Origin of the sequence: Streptomyces typhae (genome assembly GCF_009755605.1) — a bacterium.
In the GTDB taxonomy this organism is placed as follows: Bacteria; Actinomycetota; Actinomycetes; order Streptomycetales; family Streptomycetaceae; genus Streptomyces; species Streptomyces typhae.
In genome coordinates this window covers 38,381-57,233 of the sequence record NZ_WPNZ01000035.1, presented here as the reverse complement: position 1 = coordinate 57,233, position 18,853 = coordinate 38,381, and the positions used below count along the sequence as shown (strand labels likewise).

General features: G+C 70.3%; 12 protein-coding genes. 7 read left to right on the top strand and 5 right to left on the bottom strand.

From position 1 onward, the window contains the following. Window positions 1-87 precede the first annotated feature (87 nt). The 3 genes from GPA10_RS39200 to GPA10_RS39195 form a co-directional block, all read right to left on the bottom strand. Window positions 88-1,557 carry a UvrD-helicase domain-containing protein gene (locus GPA10_RS39200; RefSeq protein WP_058846731.1) on the bottom strand — a complete coding sequence of 490 codons (1,470 nt, stop codon included), beginning with the start codon at window positions 1,555-1,557 and terminating at the stop codon, window positions 88-90. Between the two features lie 391 nt (window positions 1,558-1,948). After that, window positions 1,949-3,040: a DUF6083 domain-containing protein gene (locus tag GPA10_RS43190; RefSeq protein WP_246260543.1), complete on the bottom strand. Its 1,092-nt coding sequence runs from the start codon at window positions 3,038-3,040 to the stop codon at window positions 1,949-1,951. Between the two features lie 161 nt (window positions 3,041-3,201). After that, window positions 3,202-3,465 (bottom strand): helix-turn-helix transcriptional regulator, encoded by a 264-nt coding sequence (locus tag GPA10_RS39195; RefSeq protein WP_058846732.1) that lies wholly within the window; start codon window positions 3,463-3,465, stop codon window positions 3,202-3,204. A 523-nt stretch (window positions 3,466-3,988) separates the two neighbouring features. Between GPA10_RS39195 and GPA10_RS39190 the strand changes: the two genes are divergently transcribed. The 7 genes from GPA10_RS39190 to GPA10_RS39160 all read left to right on the top strand — a co-directional run bounded on the left by GPA10_RS39190 (window position 3,989) and on the right by GPA10_RS39160 (window position 16,717). Continuing rightward, on the top strand, window positions 3,989-4,660 hold the full coding sequence (locus tag GPA10_RS39190) for a hypothetical protein (protein ID WP_241844871.1): 672 nt from the start codon (window positions 3,989-3,991) through the stop codon (window positions 4,658-4,660). A 74-nt stretch (window positions 4,661-4,734) separates the two neighbouring features. Beyond that, a complete protein-coding gene (gene tap, locus GPA10_RS39185) occupies window positions 4,735-6,966 on the top strand; it encodes a telomere-associated protein Tap (RefSeq protein WP_058846733.1) in 2,232 nt (743 codons plus the stop codon). 12 nt (window positions 6,967-6,978) lie between these two features. Further along, on the top strand, window positions 6,979-7,536 hold the full coding sequence (gene tpg / locus GPA10_RS39180) for a telomere-protecting terminal protein Tpg (protein WP_157169581.1): 558 nt from the start codon (window positions 6,979-6,981) through the stop codon (window positions 7,534-7,536). Between the two features lie 664 nt (window positions 7,537-8,200). Then, window positions 8,201-9,832: a DUF2397 family protein gene (locus GPA10_RS39175; RefSeq protein ID WP_241844872.1), complete on the top strand. Its 1,632-nt coding sequence runs from the start codon at window positions 8,201-8,203 to the stop codon at window positions 9,830-9,832. Next, window positions 9,829-11,202, top strand: a complete 1,374-nt coding sequence (locus GPA10_RS39170) for a DUF2398 family protein (protein ID WP_241844873.1) — start codon at window positions 9,829-9,831, stop codon at window positions 11,200-11,202. The genes GPA10_RS39175 and GPA10_RS39170 overlap by 4 nt, the downstream gene beginning before the upstream one ends. Beyond that, window positions 11,199-15,443, top strand: a complete 4,245-nt coding sequence (locus GPA10_RS39165; protein ID WP_058846736.1) for an SbcC/MukB-like Walker B domain-containing protein — start codon at window positions 11,199-11,201, stop codon at window positions 15,441-15,443. The genes GPA10_RS39170 and GPA10_RS39165 overlap by 4 nt, the downstream gene beginning before the upstream one ends. Beyond that, a complete protein-coding gene (locus GPA10_RS39160; protein WP_079086084.1) occupies window positions 15,440-16,717 on the top strand; it encodes a DUF2399 domain-containing protein in 1,278 nt (425 codons plus the stop codon). Before GPA10_RS39165 ends, GPA10_RS39160 begins: the two co-directional genes overlap by 4 nt. On the opposite strand, the gene GPA10_RS42010 is transcribed toward GPA10_RS39160, so the two are convergent. Continuing rightward, entirely contained in the window at window positions 16,683-16,931 is a 249-nt protein-coding gene (locus tag GPA10_RS42010) for a hypothetical protein (RefSeq protein WP_058846738.1), read from the bottom strand. The genes GPA10_RS39160 and GPA10_RS42010 overlap by 35 nt on opposite strands. Window positions 16,932-17,300: 369 nt before the next feature. Then, window positions 17,301-18,524, bottom strand: coding sequence for a hypothetical protein (locus GPA10_RS39150; RefSeq protein ID WP_157169580.1), 1,224 nt, complete (start codon window positions 18,522-18,524; stop codon window positions 17,301-17,303). Between the last annotated feature and the right edge of the window lie 329 nt (window positions 18,525-18,853).

Genomic DNA, 18,853 nt, shown 5'->3' with positions numbered 1-18,853 from the left:
TGGCCTCCTTCGGTCGGTGGGCCTGCTGCTCGGCGGGGATCCGGGCGTAGCCCCGCGCAGGCCGTGACGCTACCTGTTGAGCAGGCTTCAGCCCGTGCTCGGTGCAGTGGGGTGGGTGTTGATCCAGGAGAGGCCGCCGAGGTCGAGGTGGTGGCGGGCGCGGGTGACGGCGACGTAGGCCAGGCGGGCGTCGGTGTCGCTGACGGGTTCCGGAATGGGCTGACCATGGGCGTCGGGCTGGTCGGTGTCCTTGGGCGGGGGGAAGTCGTCGGCGATTTTGACGGTGGGCCATTCGCGGCCCTTGGCGGTGTGGGCGGTGGAGACGGTGACATCGGCGTGCTGTTCGTCGGTGAGCTGATCGACGGCGGTGAGGATGGCGTCGGGTCCGTGGGTGTCGACGAGGTCGACGAAGGGCTGGAGGTCGCGTCCGGCGGGATCGTGGGCGGCGTAGTCCTGGAGATCCCCCCAGGATGGGAAGAGGACGAGTTCGGGGTGGGAGGTACGGCGGCCGGCCTTGAGGTCGCGGGCTGCGAGGGCGAGCGCGGCCAGTTGCTGGCCACCCCGGGTGAGGGCGACGCGGTGGCCGGCGGTGAGCAGGCGCATGACCTCGGCCATGGCGCCGACGTTGGTGCGGCACAGCACCGCGTCCGGCCGGTCGAGGCTGCCGATGTCGGTGGGGATGGTGTCGCTGCCGGTCAGGCGGATGGGGGCATCGGCGAGGGTGAGCCACCGGTTGGCCTCTTCGGCGATCAGGGGGCCGAAGCGGAAGGAGCGGGTCAGGGTGAGAGGGGTGGCGTCGAAGCCGGTCATCACGTCCCGGGCGCCGCGCCAGCCGTAGATGGCCTGGGCGGAGTCGCCGACCATGACGAGTTGGGCATGGCCGCGCTGGGCGGTGAAGACGTCTTCCAGGACCGGATTGGTGTCCTGGGCCTCGTCGAGGAAGACGAAGTCGGCTTCGAGGACCGGCCCGGTCAGGGCCCACATTTTCAGGTAATGGTCGTGTTCGAAACGGACCACACCCTGATCGGGGTTGTGCAGGTCGGCCCAGGCCTTGGCCGCGAACGGCATAACCTCGTCGGCAAGTCGGGCATGGTCGCCGGGTGTGTCCAGGCCGCGCAGCCGTGGCACGTGGTGGCGGACCAGGGTGCGGTCGGCGGAGTAGCAGTAGCGGGTGACGGTGCGCAGCACGGTGTGGGAGAGCGCGCGGGGCCCGATCTCGTGAGCGCCGATGCGGACCGGACGCGTGATGCCGAGCGCCTGGCCGGTCTTCCACGCGGGCTGGCGGGGGCTGTTGAGCCGGCGGGTGTAGCGGTGGCCGACGGCGGCGAAGGCTGTGGCGTGGGCGGTCTTGCACCGCACTGTGCGGGGGAAACGGCCGGCGGCGTCCTGGGCGATGTTCTTGTTGAAGGCGAGGTAGCGGCCGCGGCGGTGAGTGCCGGCCGCGAGGAGGCCGAGGGTGCTGGTCTTCCCTGTCCCGGCGCCGGCCTGCAGGACGAGATGGTGACCGGCCCGGAAAACGTCGGCAGCGTGCGCCTGTTCGTCGGTGGGCGTGTGCAACAAGAGCTCCGCGAAAGAGAAGAAGAGCATTGGAAGGGGGAGGGGTGATGAGTGAGGTCTGCGGTGTGGGCTGCCGTCCCGGCAAGGTGCAGCGCCCAGGATGGGCTCACGGCGCTACCGGATGCAGTGGTGATGCCGGCTGGGCAGGATTCGGGCCGTACAGACCAGGCTTCATCGGCGCTGTGGTGGGCGAGCAGGCTCTCGAGCCGGTTCTCCGGGCAAGTTCCCGCTCATGCCGGGCATGGTTCGAGGCCACGCACCGGCCGAGCACATCCTGCGGCCGCTGCCCCAGAACTGCTGCGGCCCGGCGGAGGACCGCACCGGCTCAAAGGACCGAGAGGCGATGTCGAGCAGAACCCGGCCGCGCCGGCGGGGGCGGGGTGGTCCGTGGTCAGGATGCCGATCGGCAGTCGCGTGCCCCGTTGGTGCCGTAGCACGTGCACGGCACCGCCCAGGCTGCGCGCTCTGCACCGCCATCAGCCGGAACGGTCCGTGTTCGCGGCCGGCCGGACGCTTGCCCGGGCGTGCTGGAGCTCGCCCTGGGGGCGGGCCTGGGCAGGGTGAACTCGAGGGCATGGAAGGGCGTCATGGGCGAGCTGCCTCGTGCACCCTGCCGGTGGGGCCTGGGCGTTGGGTGCGGGTGGGAAGGCGGTTGTGGATGTGCTCGTGGTGGCGCAGAGGGTCGAAGGGCTCCCAGTCGGCCACCCGCCAGGTCGGCGGCCCTGGGGATGGCGGCGTGCTGCAGGCAGCGCTGGGCGCGCCAGCGCAGTTGCTCGCCGTACGGGATGGCGCTGAGGTCGTAGATGGCCATGACCGCGGAGGGCAGGGCCAGCTGCCCGCTCGTCGCGGTGGCTGGGACCAGCCTCCAGGTGCCGGCGGGGGTATCGGGGGAGATCAGGGTGCTGGTGCAGCGGTGGCGGCGCCGGGTCTGGGCGATGCACTGGATCTCGTCGACCGGGCGGGTGGCGAGGTAGCGCACGTACAGCAGTTGCACGACGGGGCGGGCCGGGCGGCAGGCTGCCGAGTTCTTCCGTTGGGGTGCCGGGCTGTCCGGGGAGGCCAGGGGAGGGGTGAAGGCGCCGGCGTCGATCAGGCGGCGGGTGTTCACGGCGAGCGACCGGCACAGCCCGGTCAGCTCGGGCGGGGGCGGGGGAGTGTCGCGGGTGGGACAGACGACGGCGTGTGGCAGGCGGCACCAGCTGCTGCCGTCTCCGCCCGGGTAGGCGACACCGGAGCTGACGTGCCAGCGGCACGTGGCGGGCACCCGGGCGGCCGGAAGTTCGTGCGGATGGAGACGGACTGGCCGCTGGGCGCCGCGGTGGTACCACTCGATCCGGTTGCCGCACTCGCGGCACCGGTCGCCCTGGCCGCAGCGCAGCAGCCGGCTGACGCCGTCTGGGGAGACGTGCAGGGAACGGCGTACGTGGTGGGCAAGGGGGCTTCCGTCCCAGCGCCGGGCCGGGGGAAGAGGTGTGGAGCGCATGCGGGCGAACCTGTCAGCCAACACGCCGGATCCGCGGCAGGCAGCTCTGCCGGATCGCCCGGTCAGCCTCATACGGTGCGACTGGAGTGCGGATGCTTGATTGCTTGTTCGATCGGGTCTCGCCAGTTCGGGTGATCTGTGGCAGACGCTCTGGCGGGAAGTCAGTCCTGGGCCGGGCCGGGCAGGTCGTGCCCGCGGCACAGGGTGCTAAAGAGCTCGTCGAGCGGGGTGTTCAGGGCGTGGGCGAGAGCGTGCCAGGTCTTCAGCGTGCCGATGGTGCGACCCTGCTCGATCTCGATGACGGTGCGTCTGGCCAGGCCGCTGCGGGAAGCAAGCTCGTCATAGCTCCACCCGCGGGCGGCCCGCAGGCGCGCGAGTTCGAACCGCAGCGCAGTGAGGTCCGGATCGGGCGGCAAGATCGTCACCCGTCCATCCGACGGTGCAGACCTCTGCACTGCCAGTGCATACCTCTGCCCTATTTTCCCAGGTGGCGGCGCACGCGAGAGGGCAGAGGTCTGCACTACGGTGGGCGGCCGTCCCCACACCCAAGAACGGGACCGGCGCGGACGCGACAAAGAGGAACACGCGCCTATGAGGCTGCATCCAGCATGTCCGACGACACCACGCGCCTGGACCGTGGAACTGCGCCCGCACACCGGCGGGCTTGTCCTCGTATGCCGGCAATGCCCGCACACCAGCGGGCAGATCACCGCAACCACCGCACGCGCAGCAGCCCTCGCCCACCTCGCACGGCACGCACGCAGCAACCTCCTCCCCTCGCACCTACGGATCTGCCAATGTCATGAACGCGGCTGCCACTGGCACCCCCGCCACCGCGGCTGCGCCGGCCCTATCCGCCTCCTCCTCAAACGCGAAAGGGGCGGACGACTATGGCGGCTCGCCGACGCCTGCAGCGCCTGCGCCGCAGCAACAGCACAAGCCGCCGTAGTGCCCGACACCGTCCTCGCCCACGTACCGCTGCACCCGACAACCGCCCGGCGGCGCAGACGCCGTCCCAAGGGGCCCGGCGAACAGACCCGGGTACGTGAAATCCTCAGCTACCTGGCAGCAGCCCTTCCAGCCAGCACTTCGGCCGCCGCACGCCTGCTCGCGCTGCAGTGCGCGCTCCGCATGAACACCAAAATGCACGTCCGGCTGCCCAACGGCGTGCTGCGCAGCCTCCGCCTCAACGCTGTCCAGGACCCATGGAGCGAGCTGGAACACGCACGATGGCTGCGCATCACCCCCGCGACCGCGGCCAACGAGGTTGTAGTCGAACTACTTGACGCCGCGCTGCTCGGCCAAGCCCCCGCCCGCCCCGACCGAATGCGCGCCGCCGACTGGGCACTGCGCGCCAGCTCCTCCTCGACAGCAAGAACAACCGGACCGCTGCCACAACTGGCGAGCGCCTACCTCGCGGCGCACGCCGACCCGCAAGCCGGCAGCGGACTGAGCGAGCTCGACCAGATAGGGCGCGCCTGTGGCGTCCCGCTCGCGGAACTGCCCGCTCTACTTGACCAACTGGCAGCAACCGGGCTGCTCAGCTCATGGCAGGCCTGCCCAGACTCAGGAGATCTGCACTGGACTCTCGTGTACAGAGAGAGGCCTTCAAATGAATAACGTACGCGATATGTACGTGCACTTTGCGCGAGTCGTACGGTCAACTGGGTAACGTGTCAGTCGGGAGGTGTTCCATGTCCGAGTTGTTCGACGCGGTCGACGCGCTGGTCGCGTCCCGCGCTCCGCTGCCGCCGACGGAGGAGCGCAAGAGGCTGCGCCAGGCCCACGGGCTGACGCTGGACGAGGTGGCTGCCGCGCTGAAGGTGCGTCGGGCGACGGTGTCGGGCTGGGAGTCGGTCAAGAAGACGACTGAGCCGCGCGGCCCCGAACGTGAGGCGTACGCGCGGCTGCTGAACAAACTCGCGGAGCTCTATCCGGCGCCCGCCGCCGCACTGGACCCGACGCCGACCATGCTCACCGGCCAGCCCGCCCCGGCGGAAAGGCAGACTTTGTCCGCAGGCCCGGCTTCCGAGCCTGCGGACGTGACCGAACACAAGAACACCCAGACCGCCCCCGCTTCCGCCGTTGCCGAGCAGGCCGCGCCGCGCCCGGCGCGTACCGCCAGGAGCGCGTCGATGTCGCACCGCCCGGGCGCGCGGAAGGCGACCCCGGCCAGCACCCCGGCGAGCGGCACGGACGCGCGCTTCGAGAGCGGACCGCTCGCAGTCGTCGACGTCGACATCGACGGCCAGGTCCTCGCGTACTGCGTCGGCGGCTTGGTCCTGGACGTGCCCGCCAAGTCCCTTCCCTCCCTGGTCGACTGGACCCTGAAGGAGGCCAGGCTCGGGCAGCCGAAGCTGTCCGGCCCGGGCAAGGACGCCGACCCGCTGCTCGTTCTCACCGAGTCCGCCCTCGAGCGCTATGGCCTGCCCGTCGCCCTCACGGAGGAGGAGCGGCTCGCCGGGCGGATCCCGGAGGGCCACAAGGTCATCAAGCAGCTCGCCCGCGCAGACTGGAAGCTCACGAAGCGCGGGTTCGGCCCGTGGGCGCGGATCTACCGCCCCGCCACCGGTTCGGAACGTGCCTGCGTCCAGCTGTGCATCCCGTCCTGGCATGCGCTGGACACCCGGCACTGGGGCGAGGCCGGGCAACTCCCGCCGGCTGAACTCGCTCGCGCCCTGGGCGTGTACGCCTCCCGCGTGATGACGCCGCGCGGATCGACCGCCGTCACCGGCCTGGAGCTGATGACCGCACTGCACCCGGCGACCCGCGCCTCCGAGCCCGACGAGAACGGCAAGCGGCACTCCGAGCACAACCCCGGCTCCCTGGGCAAGGACCCGGTCGACCCGGCGCCCTGCGAGGCCCCCGACGGCCACCCAGTCCTCAAGGATTTGCCCCGCTTCCACGTGCGCGGCCCGGCGGAGAAGCTGTTCGAGGAGGCGTACGACTGGGCGCGGCCGATGACCGATGCCGAGTGCACCCTGCGCTACCTGGTCGGCATCGACGTCAACGTGGCCTTCGCCGCCGGCGCCAACGGCTTGAACGTCGGCCTCGGTGCCCCGACGCACGTCACGAACCCGGTGTTCGACCCGAAGCTGCCCGGCTCCTGGCTGGTCGACCTGTCCCACGTCGACCTGTCGAAGGTGAAGGTCGGCAAGGAGTGGGTGGAGCTGGACGGCAGCCTGCTCCCCTCCCCGTTCACGCCGAAGGGCGAGCGCCCCGAAGGCCCGGCCTGGTACGCAACGCCCACCGTCGCCTACGCCCAGGAGCTCGGCTATGAGGTGCGCCCGACCGAGGCGTGGGTGCGGCGCGAGAACGGCCGCTATCTGGACGGCTGGTACAACCGGCTGCGCGACGCCTACCTCGCCACGATGGCCGACCTCGGTGTCGACGCCGACCTCGCCCCGGCCGACTTCCTCGCCGCGATGAACGGCTACAAGGCCCGCGACCCTCAGCTGGCGATCGCCGTCTCGGCGATCAAGGCGACGGTCAAGGGCGGCCTGGGCAAGCTGCGCGAGCGCCCGCGCGGTGAGGGATGGCGGCCAGGCGAGCCGTGGCGCGCACTGTCCCGCCCGACGTGGCGGCCCGACATCCGCGCGGCCGTCATCTCCCGCACGCGCATCAACCTGCACCGCAAGATCGTCAAGCACGCGGCGTTCACGGGGCAGTACCCGGTCGCGATCCTGTCCGACTGCGTGGTGTACGCGGCCGACGGCGAGAGCCCGCTGGACTTCCTGCCCTACCGCGAGGGCAAGCCGCTGCCGGGCGGGTTCAAGCTCGGCATCAACCCGGGCCTGGTCAAGCACGAGGGCACCCAGAGCGTCCTGTGGGGCGAAGAGGTCCGCGAGCGATTCGACGCCCCCGAGCTCAACCTCGCCCGGTACATCAAGGACGGCACCGTCACCGACGTCGACAACGGAGAGTAGGAGAGGGCGACGATGAGCCTGTTCGGGGACAGCCTGGAAGCCGCAGTGCAGAAGGCGTTCACCCGCCCAGCGCCCAAGAGCGCGCCCGCGCAGATGCGATACCTGGTCAAGCAGCTCAAAGGCACCAAGGCGGTCGCCCAGATGCTGCGCATCTCCCAGCGCACCGTCGAGCGATACGTGAAGGACCAGATCAAAAAGCCGCGCACCGACCTCGCCGCGCGCCTGGAGCGCGAGGTCAAGGCCCGGTGGCAGCCGCAGATCCGGGCCAAGGCCCGGCAGCAGGCGGCGACCACCGGCGGCATCGTCGTCGACACCCGCGCCCGCCTCGGCTACACCGCGCCGATCGGGACGACGGACCAGGACCGCATCCGGCACCTGACCGTCGCCCTGCCGCCCCATTACGCCGCCCGCCTCTTCAACGCCCAGGAAGGCGGCGCCACTGAGCAGCAGCTGAACGAGATCGCCGCCGAAGCCCTCAAGGAGGTGTACTTCCAGGACAACGGCCGCCGCGCCGGAAGCCTGGAGGAAGTGCGCTTCACCGACATTGAGCACCTGGAGTTCGACCTGTAGAAGCTGACCCCGAACAGGCTGCGAGCCCGGACCAGTTGGCCCGGGCTCGCTCGCGTATCTGCGGGGGTTCGTGCTGTACTCCGGCATCCAGTGGGAGCATCTGCTCCAGGAGCTGGCTTCGGCTCGGGCATGACGTTGCTGGCGGCGCCTGGCGGCCTGGAGCGAGGCGGGTGTGTGGGACGGGCGGTTCGTGGCCCGGGGCTGTCGCGCCGAGCCCGTGAGAACGGCCGCCCCGGCAGGGCAATGCCGAACTCGCCGAAAAGCCGAACGCTTTATCGATTGCTCCCGGCGTGAAGGGTGCGCCCTCGGGGCTGCGCTTATGTCCCGGGCTCTATCCCTCAACATGGCTGAATATCATGCGATAGCCCTCGGAAGTGAAGGCCGTGATTCTGCTGGTGTATGCGCCGATTCCGCGGGCGGCCCCCCTCTTGCTGCCGTAGCCATCGATGCAGCTCAAGCACGTTAATGGCGGTGTGCGGTAAGAGAGTTGACCAGGAGGTGGATCTTGATCACGTCCGCCTGAGGAGGGGGAGATGTATTCACGCCACCACGGCATAGCGGGAGCTCCTTGAATGCGTGCTTTTCCCAGGGTGCTGTCAGTGGGGGCATCTACCTTCCAAGGAGGCTCGGGACAAGCGCCCTTGGCGTCGTGGATGGGGGAGTGGTGTCACCAGAAGAAGAGAAGCCGGCCGCAGTCGACAGTGTGACCGATGCGCGTAAGAGCGTGGGATATCTGGTGCGGCCGGAGTCAAGCGAATACATCGCGATCATGGATGTGCTGGAAGGGTCGGTGGCCGACCTGACCGTCAGTGAGGTCGCAACAGCGCTGTCGGCTGCCGGGCTCCGCTTGGACGCGCGCCTGGTGGAAACCCGCTTGGACGCGCTGAAGGACATCGGGGCTGTTTCGGTGCGGTCGGACACCAGTCACGCGCGTCGCTACGCCGAGATCCTGGCCCGGAACTGGCGCTACACCGCCAGCCCTGCGGGCCGGCACGTCCAGCGTTTCTACCGCCAGGTCCTGGCGGGAACGGTCACCGTGCGGGAGATCCCGATCGTGTCGCTTGGCCGCATCGTGTCCCACCTTGAGCAACTCACTGCAGCTCTGGGTGCGGGCGAGCCCGACGCCGATCGCCTCGATGCCACCGTGCTGGATGCCGTGAACGCCGTGTTCACCAGCCACGACGACCTCGATGCCGCCCTGGTCGGTGCCGAGGACGCACTGATCGGTCTTGCCGACCGGTTCGACCTGGATGAGGAACACACCAACGACCTCAAGGGCCTGCTGGTCGACTACGCCACCCGCGTCGCAGCCGAACTCGATTCCGGCTCCGCACGGGCCGCCGCGGCACTCGCGGTGCTGCAGCCGTGGTTCGCCCTGCTGGCCCAGGCGGCTGTTGACGCCTCCCAGGCCCGCGACCTCATCGCTGTCGGCGCCCTCAGCGCCTCCCGCGGCGGCCGCGCGGAGGACTGGGAAGGACTGTACGCGTGGTTCGATGCCCGCACCGGACGGGCCGCGCGGTTTTCGCTGCGCCTGGTGAGGGCGCTGCCGAGCATGCATGCCAACCTGCGCCGGCTGCACTCCTCAGCAGGCACCGCCTCCACCCGTAGCCGTGCCCTGGCCCTGGCTCGGGCGGTGCTGACCCCGCAGATCGGGGTGCAGATCTTCCAGGCCGCACTCGGCGACCATTCCTGGCGCAAGCTCTACGGCCAGGCTGAGGAGGACGACAGGGGCCGCAACCCGTCCTGGCGCGGCGGACCGCAGGTGCCGGTGCCGACACTGCTGCGCACCGTCGGCCGGTCCGGTCCGCGCGGCAGAGGTGCAGCACCACGCGACGACACCGCGGCCAAGGCCCAGGTCGCCGAGGCCCGGGCACGCCGCCAAGCCGAACACCAAAGGGCACTCGCCGCGGTCCTGGCCGCACTTCCCGGCCAGCAACTGGATGAGGTAGCGGCCCGAGCAGCCCTCGCCGCGCTGATGGCCGCCGCTCGCGCCGGTGCGACCGGGCCCCGCCGCACAGGCTCAAACGGGGGTCTTGCCTGCACGCTCCTCCACACCAGCTCCGGTACAGGCATCCTGCACGCCCCCACCTGGCGGGTGCTCCTGCCCGGACGTATCCCGCTCTTCCACCGGCCCGGCCAGCGTCCTTCCGTCGCGGCCCTGGCTGCCCTTGCGGGTACTACGACGACCGACGACCCTTCGGCACACGCAACGCTGCGCATCACCCCACACACCGGTCCGAGCACACCTGACAACGACGCATCGCCCTTCGTGCCCCGGCAGGAGGGCGCAGCATGAGCACGGACACCAACACCCCCACACACGAGCCGGCACCTGCACCAGATGCGGCATCCCCCCAATCTGTATCGCGGCGGCGCAAGGCATGGCGCCCTGAGGCCGACGCCGAGACCGCCGCACTCCTGCGCCGCCTGGCAGCCACCTGCTGGCTCATCGGCGGCCGCCACGACGAACTCATCGCCGCAGTACGCCGCAACGAACACGCCCTGCGTTCCGCCGTCACCCGGTTGGGATGGGTCCTGATCATCGAACGTGACCTGGTGCGCCTGCGAAAGAGCCCGCCACCACGGCCCCAGGCATGGGCCGACCAGGGACCGAGTCCCGCCGTCTGCTCCTGGTTCTTTATGCTGCTGGCTGCTGCCGAGTCGATGCCGCCGCGTACGGCCGTTGGACACCTGGTTACCCAGGCCCACGCCGCCGCTGCCGAAGCAGGACTGCCCGTCCACCACGACATCGCAGAGCGCCGGGCCATCGTGGCCGCCCTGCGTATGCTCGACGACCGTGGCGTTGTCGAACGCCTCGACGGCGACCTCGACGGCTACCTGCACGACGACCAGGCGCCCGTGCTGCTGGCCGTCCATCACACCCGGCTGGCCTACGTCATCGCCAACCCTGGCACCCTCGACCCGGCCGCCGACCCGCACGCATGGCTGGAACAGGCACAGCGCGAACCGGACGCCGCCCGCCGGATGCGCCGCGCGCTCGTGGACGACACCTGTGTGCACACCGCGCTGCTGGACGAGGCCGAAGCGCAGTGGCTGAGCCAGCGTGTGCGCGGCGACGACGGCGGTCCGCTGGCCGATGCGTTCGGGCTTGTGCTGGAACGCCGCGCGGAGGGAGCCGCCTTCGTGGTGCCCGACGAGGCCTTCCGTCACTTCAGCGAACTCGGCCCGATGCCCTTTCCGGCGTCCGGGACCATCGCCCATGCCGCGCTGCTGCTGCTCGACCACGCCGCTCTGCACGGCACCGCTGAGAACGCCCCTGGGCCGGGCTGGCGCGGCCTGAGTGAGGAGGCGGTGGTGGCAGCGCTGACGGCATTTGGCGCCGACAACGCCTCCGGCCGGGGCGGCTGGAGCGCCGAGCACGTCCAAGATCCCCTCCTGCTGGCCGGCAAAGTCGGCGACCTGCTGACCGGCACCCATCTGGCCCGGCTGACCCTCACCACCCCACAGGCCGACGGCAAGACGTCCCTGTGGTGGTTCGCCCCCACCACCGGCCGCTGGGCGGAGGAAGGCACCGCCCAGCCCAAGACCGCCCGCACCCGCTCACGCCGCGGCACATCGACACCACAGCGCTCCCCGATCCCTCTGCAGCAGGGCCTGTTCAGTGCGACCGAGACCGACGAGAACCCGGAGGAACACCCTGCATGAGTGACATCCTGGACCTCGACTTCGCCCTGCCTCCAGCGCCGGAACCGTCGGGCAACGCCGGCCGCTTCGGCGGCCGCTGGCGGCTGGTCGGCGCCGGACTGTCGAACGTGTGGCGCTACGGCGACCTGGAACTGCCCGCCGCATCGGGCCGGCTGCTGCTGCGCGGCCCCAACGGGACCGGCAAGACCACCGCGCTGGAAGCTCTGTGGCCCTACCTGCTCGATCTGAACGGAGCCAAACTGGCCGCCGGCAAGGCGCGGCCCACCACGCTGAAGCTCCTGATGAGTGACGGCGCCCCGGCCAAGGGCCGCCGTTACGGCTATCTGTGGCTGACGTTCGCCGCCCCGGCCGGCGAACCGGTATCGGACACGCCGGACGGAGCGGCAGTCGGCGGCGTTGTCAGCTTCGGTGTCCGGCTGCAGTACTCGCCGAGTTCCACCCCCGCTGTCAAGGTCGTCCCCTTCACGGTGCCAGGTCGGCCGCTGAAGGACCTGGCGCTGCGCGGCCCCCACAACAACAGTGCCCTGGAGCATGAGGAGTTCTCCGACCGCGTCGAGGCCGCCGGCGGACGGGTCTTTGCCGAGCCCGAGGACTACGTCGAAGAGCTGGCCGCCCGCATCTGGTCCACCACCTCCGGTGAACTGAGGCTTCTCGCATCACGGTTGCGAGAAGTGCGCAATCCCACCCTGCTGGGCGACGTCTCCCCGGCCGCAGCCGCCGACGCACTGCGCCAGTCCCTGCCCGGCGTGGCCGAGGACGTTCTCACCGCCACCGCCGAGGCCCTCGCCGAATCCGACACCACCCGCGAGGCGTTCGAACGCGACGAACACGCCGCCGTCCTCCTTGAGGAATTCGCCCGCGTATGGACCGGGCACGCCGTCGAAGTCACCCGCACCGCCCACACCTCCGCACGCCACGCCCACGACGACGCCAGCACCCGCAAACGCCGCGTCCAGCTCTGCACCGGCTTACTGGAGAGCGCGAAGGCCGAAGCCGACCAGGCCGCAGGCGACGTCCAACGGCTCGAGAACGCCCACCAGAAGGCCCAGGCCGCCGTCCGCGCCATCGAGACCAGCGATGCCTACCGCTCCCACGGGCACGTCATGGACCTGCGTAAACGGCTCCGGGCGGAACAGCGCGCCGCATCCAGCAGCTACGACAGCCTGCACGCCGCCGCCCAGCAGGCCCGCACACAGACCAAGACCGGCCACGACGCCCTCGATGACATCATCGGCGACATCGCAGAGACCCTGGCCGGGGCGGAGGCAGCCGGTTCCCAGCCGGTGGCACTGGAGATCCTGCTCGCCCACCACCCCCGGGCCCGCGTCACCCGTCCGGTCGCCGACCGCATTGCTGACCCGGGCCCCGGTCTCACCCTCACCCACGACCGCGAAGGCCTCGACCGGCTTGCCGCCACGTGGAGGGCCCGAGCCCAGGAACACCGCTCCACAGCCGACCGGGCCACGCTGGTCCTGCGTGACCACGACCCCGTCGCGGCAGCCGAAGGGACAGCCGCGACCACACACCGCACGGCAGCCGGCGCCGAGAGCGCCTACGACGAAGCCAGCCAGGCCCATGACCGAGCCACCGCGGCCGCCCGCTCGGCCGCCCGCCAAGCTCTCGCCGCGGTGACCCGGTGGGCAGCCGACCACCCCGCCCTGCGCGGCCTGCACGACGAAGCAACTCTGGACGGGGACGAACTGACGGTGTGGGACACGGGCGACGTCGATGCCCTCATCCACGCAGAACCTGCTGCGGTCCGCGACCAGCTCAACGCCTGGGCCAACCAAGCCCTGCGCATCGGCGAAACCCTCGCCGCCGGCCACGAGAGCGCAGCCCAACACCACCTCGCCACCGCAACAAGCCTCGACCTCACCGCGACGCAGCACCGCACCGAGGCCCGCCACCTGCGCTCGGGACGGCTGCTGCCCCTGCCCCGCCCCACCTGGGCCGGGCCAGGCGAGGACGACACCGCGCTCGGCAGCCTGCTCGAATGGCACCCCGCCCTCGAGGACGCGGACGACCACAAGGCACTGCTGGAGCTGGCCCTCGCCAGTTCCGGCATCCTCGGCGCCCACCTGCACAAGGGCCGCGCCACCACCCACGCCTGGCACATCAGCCCCGCAGGGGCAGTCCAAGAGCACAACCTGACCGCCATCCTCAACATCGCCCCCGGCCACCCGCACACCGACCTCGCCCGCGCCGTCCTGCAGCGCATCGCCCTGGCCGACACCGCCACCCCCTCCGGACACCGTGACACGCCGGCGCTCGTCATCGGACGCGACGGGACCTTCACCGCCGGCCCCCTCGCCGCAGACCCCGCTACCGCCCTGCGCGCAGCCGGCACTCGGATCCCGGCCGCCTCACACATCGGCGCCCGCACCCGCCTGGCCCGGGCACACGTCAGGGCCTACGAACTCGACGCCACTGCGCAGGAACTCGAGACCAGCGCCGCCAACGAGCGCCGACTCGCCGACGAGTGCCGCCAGCAACGCGACGCCCTGCGCGCCGAAGGACGAGGCTTCCCGCCACGGGACGACCTGACCACCGCCGAGGCCGAACGCTCGCGCACCGCGAACACGGCGCACGAACGCCACGGCACCGCACGAAGCCTGCGCCGACACGCCGATGACGCCGCAGCCGAGCACACCCGCCTGCGCACCGCCTGGGAGACCCGCGCCCGAAGCCTGGGCCTGCCCACCGAACCCGAGGGCGTGGCCCAGCTGATCGACACAAGCCAGGCAGTCGCCCAGCAGCTGAACAGCTGCACAACCCAGCTGACCACCCGGCTGCTGCCCCGGCTCGAGCGCATCGTGCACACCCTGCCCGACGAAGCCGCCCTCACCGAGCGCCTCGCCGAACTCCAGCACACCGCCCAGGACATGCACATCACCGTGCTCGAGACCCAGGCAGAACTCACCGAAGCCCAGTCCCACGGAGACGCCGACGACGCAGCACGCCGCTATGAGCAGGCCACCGCACAGGCCAAGGATCTCCACCAGCAGTCCAAACACGCCGCAGAACAAGCAGTCATCGCCGAAAAACGCCTCAGCACGTGCGAAAGCGACCTCATCGCCGCCCAAGAACGCCTCGACGAATCCCTGCCCCTGCAGAAGACCACCCGGTCATACCTGACCGCACTGCTCGCCTGGCCGCCCCTTGCCCAGGCCCTCGGCGCCGACGCCAGCCTCACCTCCCAGGACACCGACACCGCAGAACTCCTCACCGCTGTAGAGGAGTTGCTAGCCCGCCGCCCCACTGCCTCCAAGAAGACCCTCGGCGAGCGCTACGACGCCGTCCGTGCCGAACTCGCCCAGACCTGGACCATCGCCCGCGACGACCCGCCCGCCGGCATCGAACAGCTCGACACCTTTGTCCTCACGCACGCGGAAACCCACTACGACCCCTTCACCGCCGCCCAGCGCGCCCAGGCCCTCGCCGTCCGCGCCAAAGCCGCACTCGACGCAGCGGAAGCGGCAGCACTACGCGACTTCGTCATCGGCCGCCTGCCCTCCGCCATCGGCACCGCATGGGCCGCCCTGACCGGCTGGAAGAAGACCGTCAACCGCAAAATGCGGGCGGCCCAGGCATCCTCCGGCGTCGGCGTCCAAGTCCAGATCGACCTGCGCAGCGACCTCGACGCCGCCACCCGCACCGTGTACGAGCTGTCCTGCAAGATCAGCGACGCCGTACGCACCGACACACAGAAAGAAGAAGTCGGCCAGGCCCTGCAGTCCCTGCTGGCCGCCGCCGACGGCTCCACCATGCAAGAACGCCTCGCCGCCGCCGTCGACATCCGCAACTGGGTCGATGTCCGCTACCTCGTCGAACGCCCCGGCCCCGGCGGAACCCCCGTCACCGGCCAGTGGGGCTCGCGCACCGGCCTGTCCGGCGGCGAACGGCGCCTGGTCGTCCTGGCCCCCATGCTCGCCGCCATCGCCGCCAGCTACGACCGCTTCACCAGCACCGGCCTGCGCCTGGTCCCGCTCGACGAAGTTCCCGCGGAAGTCGACGAGCGCGGCCGCGAAGGACTGGCCCGCTACCTCGCCGAACTCGACCTGGACATCCTGTGCACGTCCTACCTGTGGGACGGCGCACCCGGAGCCTGGGACGGCATCGACGCCCACGACCTCGAAGCAGGCGCCGACGGCACCGTCGTCGCCTTCCCCATGCTCATCCGCGCAGGCCAGGCCCTGCCCGGAGACACGGGTTCCGCACCCCAGGCCGGGGGAGTGGCATGAGCTGCGTCCTGTGCGAGGGAGCATGCGACGGTGCCGATCTGGCCCCGCTGCTCAGCCCCGAACTCGCCTGGCTGTGGAAGGCCCTGGCGGCCGTGGCCGACCGGCGCGGAGACGAGTCCCTCACCAGCGGTCCCGCCGTGACAGTGGCGGTGCCCGCAGAACCAGTACAGCGCGCCGCAGCGGCCGGTCTCATCGACGGACGGCCCCTGGAACCGGGCCAAAGCCGCCGCGTCAGCCTGGAACGATTGACCGCTGCCCTGGCCACCCGCGGCCCCCGCCTTACCCCCGGGGCCGTCGCAGCCCACGCCTGCAACCGACGGTTGGCGGCAAATGCCCGCCGCCGTACCCAACAGGCCGTCGCGGCCGACCGTATCCGCGCTCAACTCGAAAGCAAGGCCGCTGATTTACCTGCTCATGTCCGCGATCTCGTCGGCCCAGAGACCGTCTTCACCCGCCTGCGCACCCTGGGATGGGTTACCCGCCTGCTCAATGCGCCGGATCCCGCCGAACTGCTAAGCCAGGCGCTGCAGGTTGCCGCGCGACTGCCTCCGCCGGGGCGGCGTATCGACCGCCGCCTCCTGATATCCGGCAATCCCCACGCACTTGATACGGGCGCGCTGCCCGCACTCGTGCTGGCCCTGACCGGATCCTCTGGTACCCCCGTGCGTTCGGGCTGGGCACGTCTGGGGGTGGACTGCGACGATCTGCTCGGTGGGCTCATCATCACCGGCGTCACGCCCCGGGGGTGGCGGATCCCGCCCGGTGCGACATTCACCCTGCCGCCCCGCGAGCTGGCCCATATCGACTGGGAGCCTCCCGAGACCACCGGCACGTGGGTCTTCGTTACCGAGAACCCCTCCGTGCTGGCCGCAGCCAGCACGGAGGCCTTGGCCCGGGACAACCTCGTGAGACCACGGGTGATCTGCACCGCCGGCACACCATCCCAACGGGAATGCGAAGCCATTGGTGCTCTGGCGGACACCGGATGGAACATCGCCGTCCGCGCTGACTTCGACCAGGCCGGCCTGGCACACATGCGTGCCCTCCTGGCTGCAGCACCTTCCGCGGTTGCGTGGCGGATGGGCGCAGCCGACTACCTCGCGGCCGTCCCCGAGGGCACTGACGTCCTGCATTTGCAGGGCTCGGATGCCCCCTGGGACGACCACCTGGTACCCGTGATGCGCAAACACTCCGTGCCGGTCTACGAGGAGGATCTGCTTCCCGCCTTGCTGGCCGACATCACGGCCGGTGCACCGGGCTCTTGTGTTCCATGACGTCCGTTAGCTCCGAAAACTCGTCTCGGAGCGTGCCGCACAGCGCGGCGAACAGGCCGTCGCCCCCGGTGGGCCGCTTGGCGGGGATGTGGTGGCGGAAGAAGGCCTCCATCGTGGCGCGGGCTTTGAGTCCGCGGTGCCAGCGCAGGCCGGGAACGGGGAAACGGACGATGGCGAGACCGGCGCACACGAGGGCGGTGAGGGCGCGGTTCATCGTCTCGCGCGCGGGGCACGTCTGCTGGCCTACCTGGGTGATGCCGGTTCAGCTTCGCCGTGCCGCGTCCGCTTTCCGCACCATCTTCGCCGCGTAGTCAGCCGAGTCGGCCAAGTTCCGGAGTACGCGTGAGACCCGGCTGAGGAACTCTGCAACGTGGTCGGCGAGGGTGTCCTGCTTAGTGCTGGTGCGATAGGTGGTGCTCTGGGCCACGGTCGGCTCCTCGGAAAAGGGGTGATAGGTGTGCTGCGCCCACTGTGGCACCAGGGATTGATATGTCAGGCGGAAACAGGACATCCCCCGTCCGAACCGGGCAGGGGCCTCTGGCATCAGGTGACGTGGCGAGAGCGGTCAACGGTGGCCGAGAGATCACGCCTCATGCTTCCTGCGGCACGAGAAGTGCTCGGGGAGCCCTTCGGGTCCTGGAAGGCTTGCGGGCTGACTGCAGCCGAAGCGGCAGAGCGGGATCGCTTGACCCGACGCGTCGAGCGGAACCCTGGCGGCCTCGGTTTCCCGAGGGCGGGACTCAAGAACGATTGCGCGGCTGCCACGTCTCTGCTTCGGTTCAGCCCGCACCTCCGAAGCCGGACGGTGCTCGGTACACCTGTCGTGCCGGTCCCCCTGTCGTACGGATGGCTGGCACTCCTTGTCGTCCAGGGCGGGTCCGTTCGCCTCGAGGTACTGCTGCCACTGCTGTGCGGGGAGCCAACCGTGGTGGCCGCCCCGCTGGAACGGGATCCGCTCACCGGCTGCAGCTTCCACGATGAACCGGGTGAGGGTCAGGTCGCCTTCCCCTGTGAAGGTGCTCGACTGATGGGCGGGCATGAGGACGCGGTGCCAGCCCCCGCAGTACCCGGCGTCGGTGGGGTTCTCCGGGTCGTAGGGCTTCTCCGGGCACCGGGTGAGCGAACCGTTCTGGCTGCACTGGCCCTCCTCCAGGACGAAGTTGCCGTCCTGGACCGCGATGGGGTTCTTCTGCACGCGGATGACGGAGGCCGGCAGGTTGGGCGTGCGGACGTAAGGGACGGTGCCGATGCCTGCGTGGTCGGGGTCGGCGAAGTCCCAGACCGACTGAATACCGCCGCGGCGCCGGAACGCCTCCCGTGCACGCATTCCGCGGGCTGTCTGGGCGCTCAGCTGAGGCTCGTAGCCGAGGACGATGCCGTTGGCGCCGTTGATGCGCACATCGAGGCGCGCGTGCCCGTCGGCGGTCTGCGACTCGATGTCGGCGTGGAAGCCGTGATCTTCGGAGTCCTTCGCGACGCGTTCCTTGCGGGCGAGGTGCTCGTCGGACTCGTGGCTGATGGGCTTCTCCCCCGGTTTGCGGTAGTGGGAGGCAAGCCATACGCCGTCACGCTGGACGAGGTACATGGGGACGCGTCGGCCGCGGAGGTCCCGGCACTCGGGGCAGATGAGCCCTCGCTTTTCGACGGGGACACGTTTTCGCATGCGCAGGAGCACGTTCAGGAGGTCTTGGCCTTGCGGGACGCCGAGGTCGGGGCGGTCCAGGTCGAGGGCGCGGCCGGCAGGTTCGTAGTAGACGGGGTTGCGGAAGAGTTCTTGATCGCTGTCGATCTGAAGCTCGTCGTCCATGGGTGCTCCCCGCAGCCGCCGCGAGTAGGACTCACAACGCTACGGGGAGGGTCTGACAATCAGGGCTGAACTGCCGGGTACGAGGTCGGCATTGAGGACTGCATCCACATCTTCAAGACCTGCGTCGACGCGGTCCTCTCCCGAGACCCCACCACGCTCATCCATGTCTCGGAGGTCAAGCAGGTCGGGTCCCGTCGCCGCCGACCCCGATCTCCTGACCGACTACGAGCACATCCCCGACACCCGGCAACTGGAGATCCTCAACTTCTACTCCCATCACGCGGCGAACCTGATGCGGTTCTTGATCCGCCTGGGCGCCACCCTGCATG

Coding starts and splice junctions, on each gene's coding strand:
- GPA10_RS43190 (WP_246260543.1), bottom strand. CDS start 3,040: ATGCGCTCCACACCTCTTCCCCCGGCCCGGCGCTGGGACGGAAGCCCC.
- GPA10_RS42010 (WP_058846738.1), bottom strand. CDS start 16,931: ATGAACCGCGCCCTCACCGCCCTCGTGTGCGCCGGTCTCGCCATCGTC.
- GPA10_RS39165 (WP_058846736.1), top strand. CDS start 11,199: ATGAGTGACATCCTGGACCTCGACTTCGCCCTGCCTCCAGCGCCGGAA.
- tap (WP_058846733.1), top strand. CDS start 4,735: ATGTCCGAGTTGTTCGACGCGGTCGACGCGCTGGTCGCGTCCCGCGCT.
- GPA10_RS39150 (WP_157169580.1), bottom strand. CDS start 18,524: ATGGACGACGAGCTTCAGATCGACAGCGATCAAGAACTCTTCCGCAAC.
- GPA10_RS39160 (WP_079086084.1), top strand. CDS start 15,440: ATGAGCTGCGTCCTGTGCGAGGGAGCATGCGACGGTGCCGATCTGGCC.
- GPA10_RS39170 (WP_241844873.1), top strand. CDS start 9,829: ATGAGCACGGACACCAACACCCCCACACACGAGCCGGCACCTGCACCA.
- tpg (WP_157169581.1), top strand. CDS start 6,979: ATGAGCCTGTTCGGGGACAGCCTGGAAGCCGCAGTGCAGAAGGCGTTC.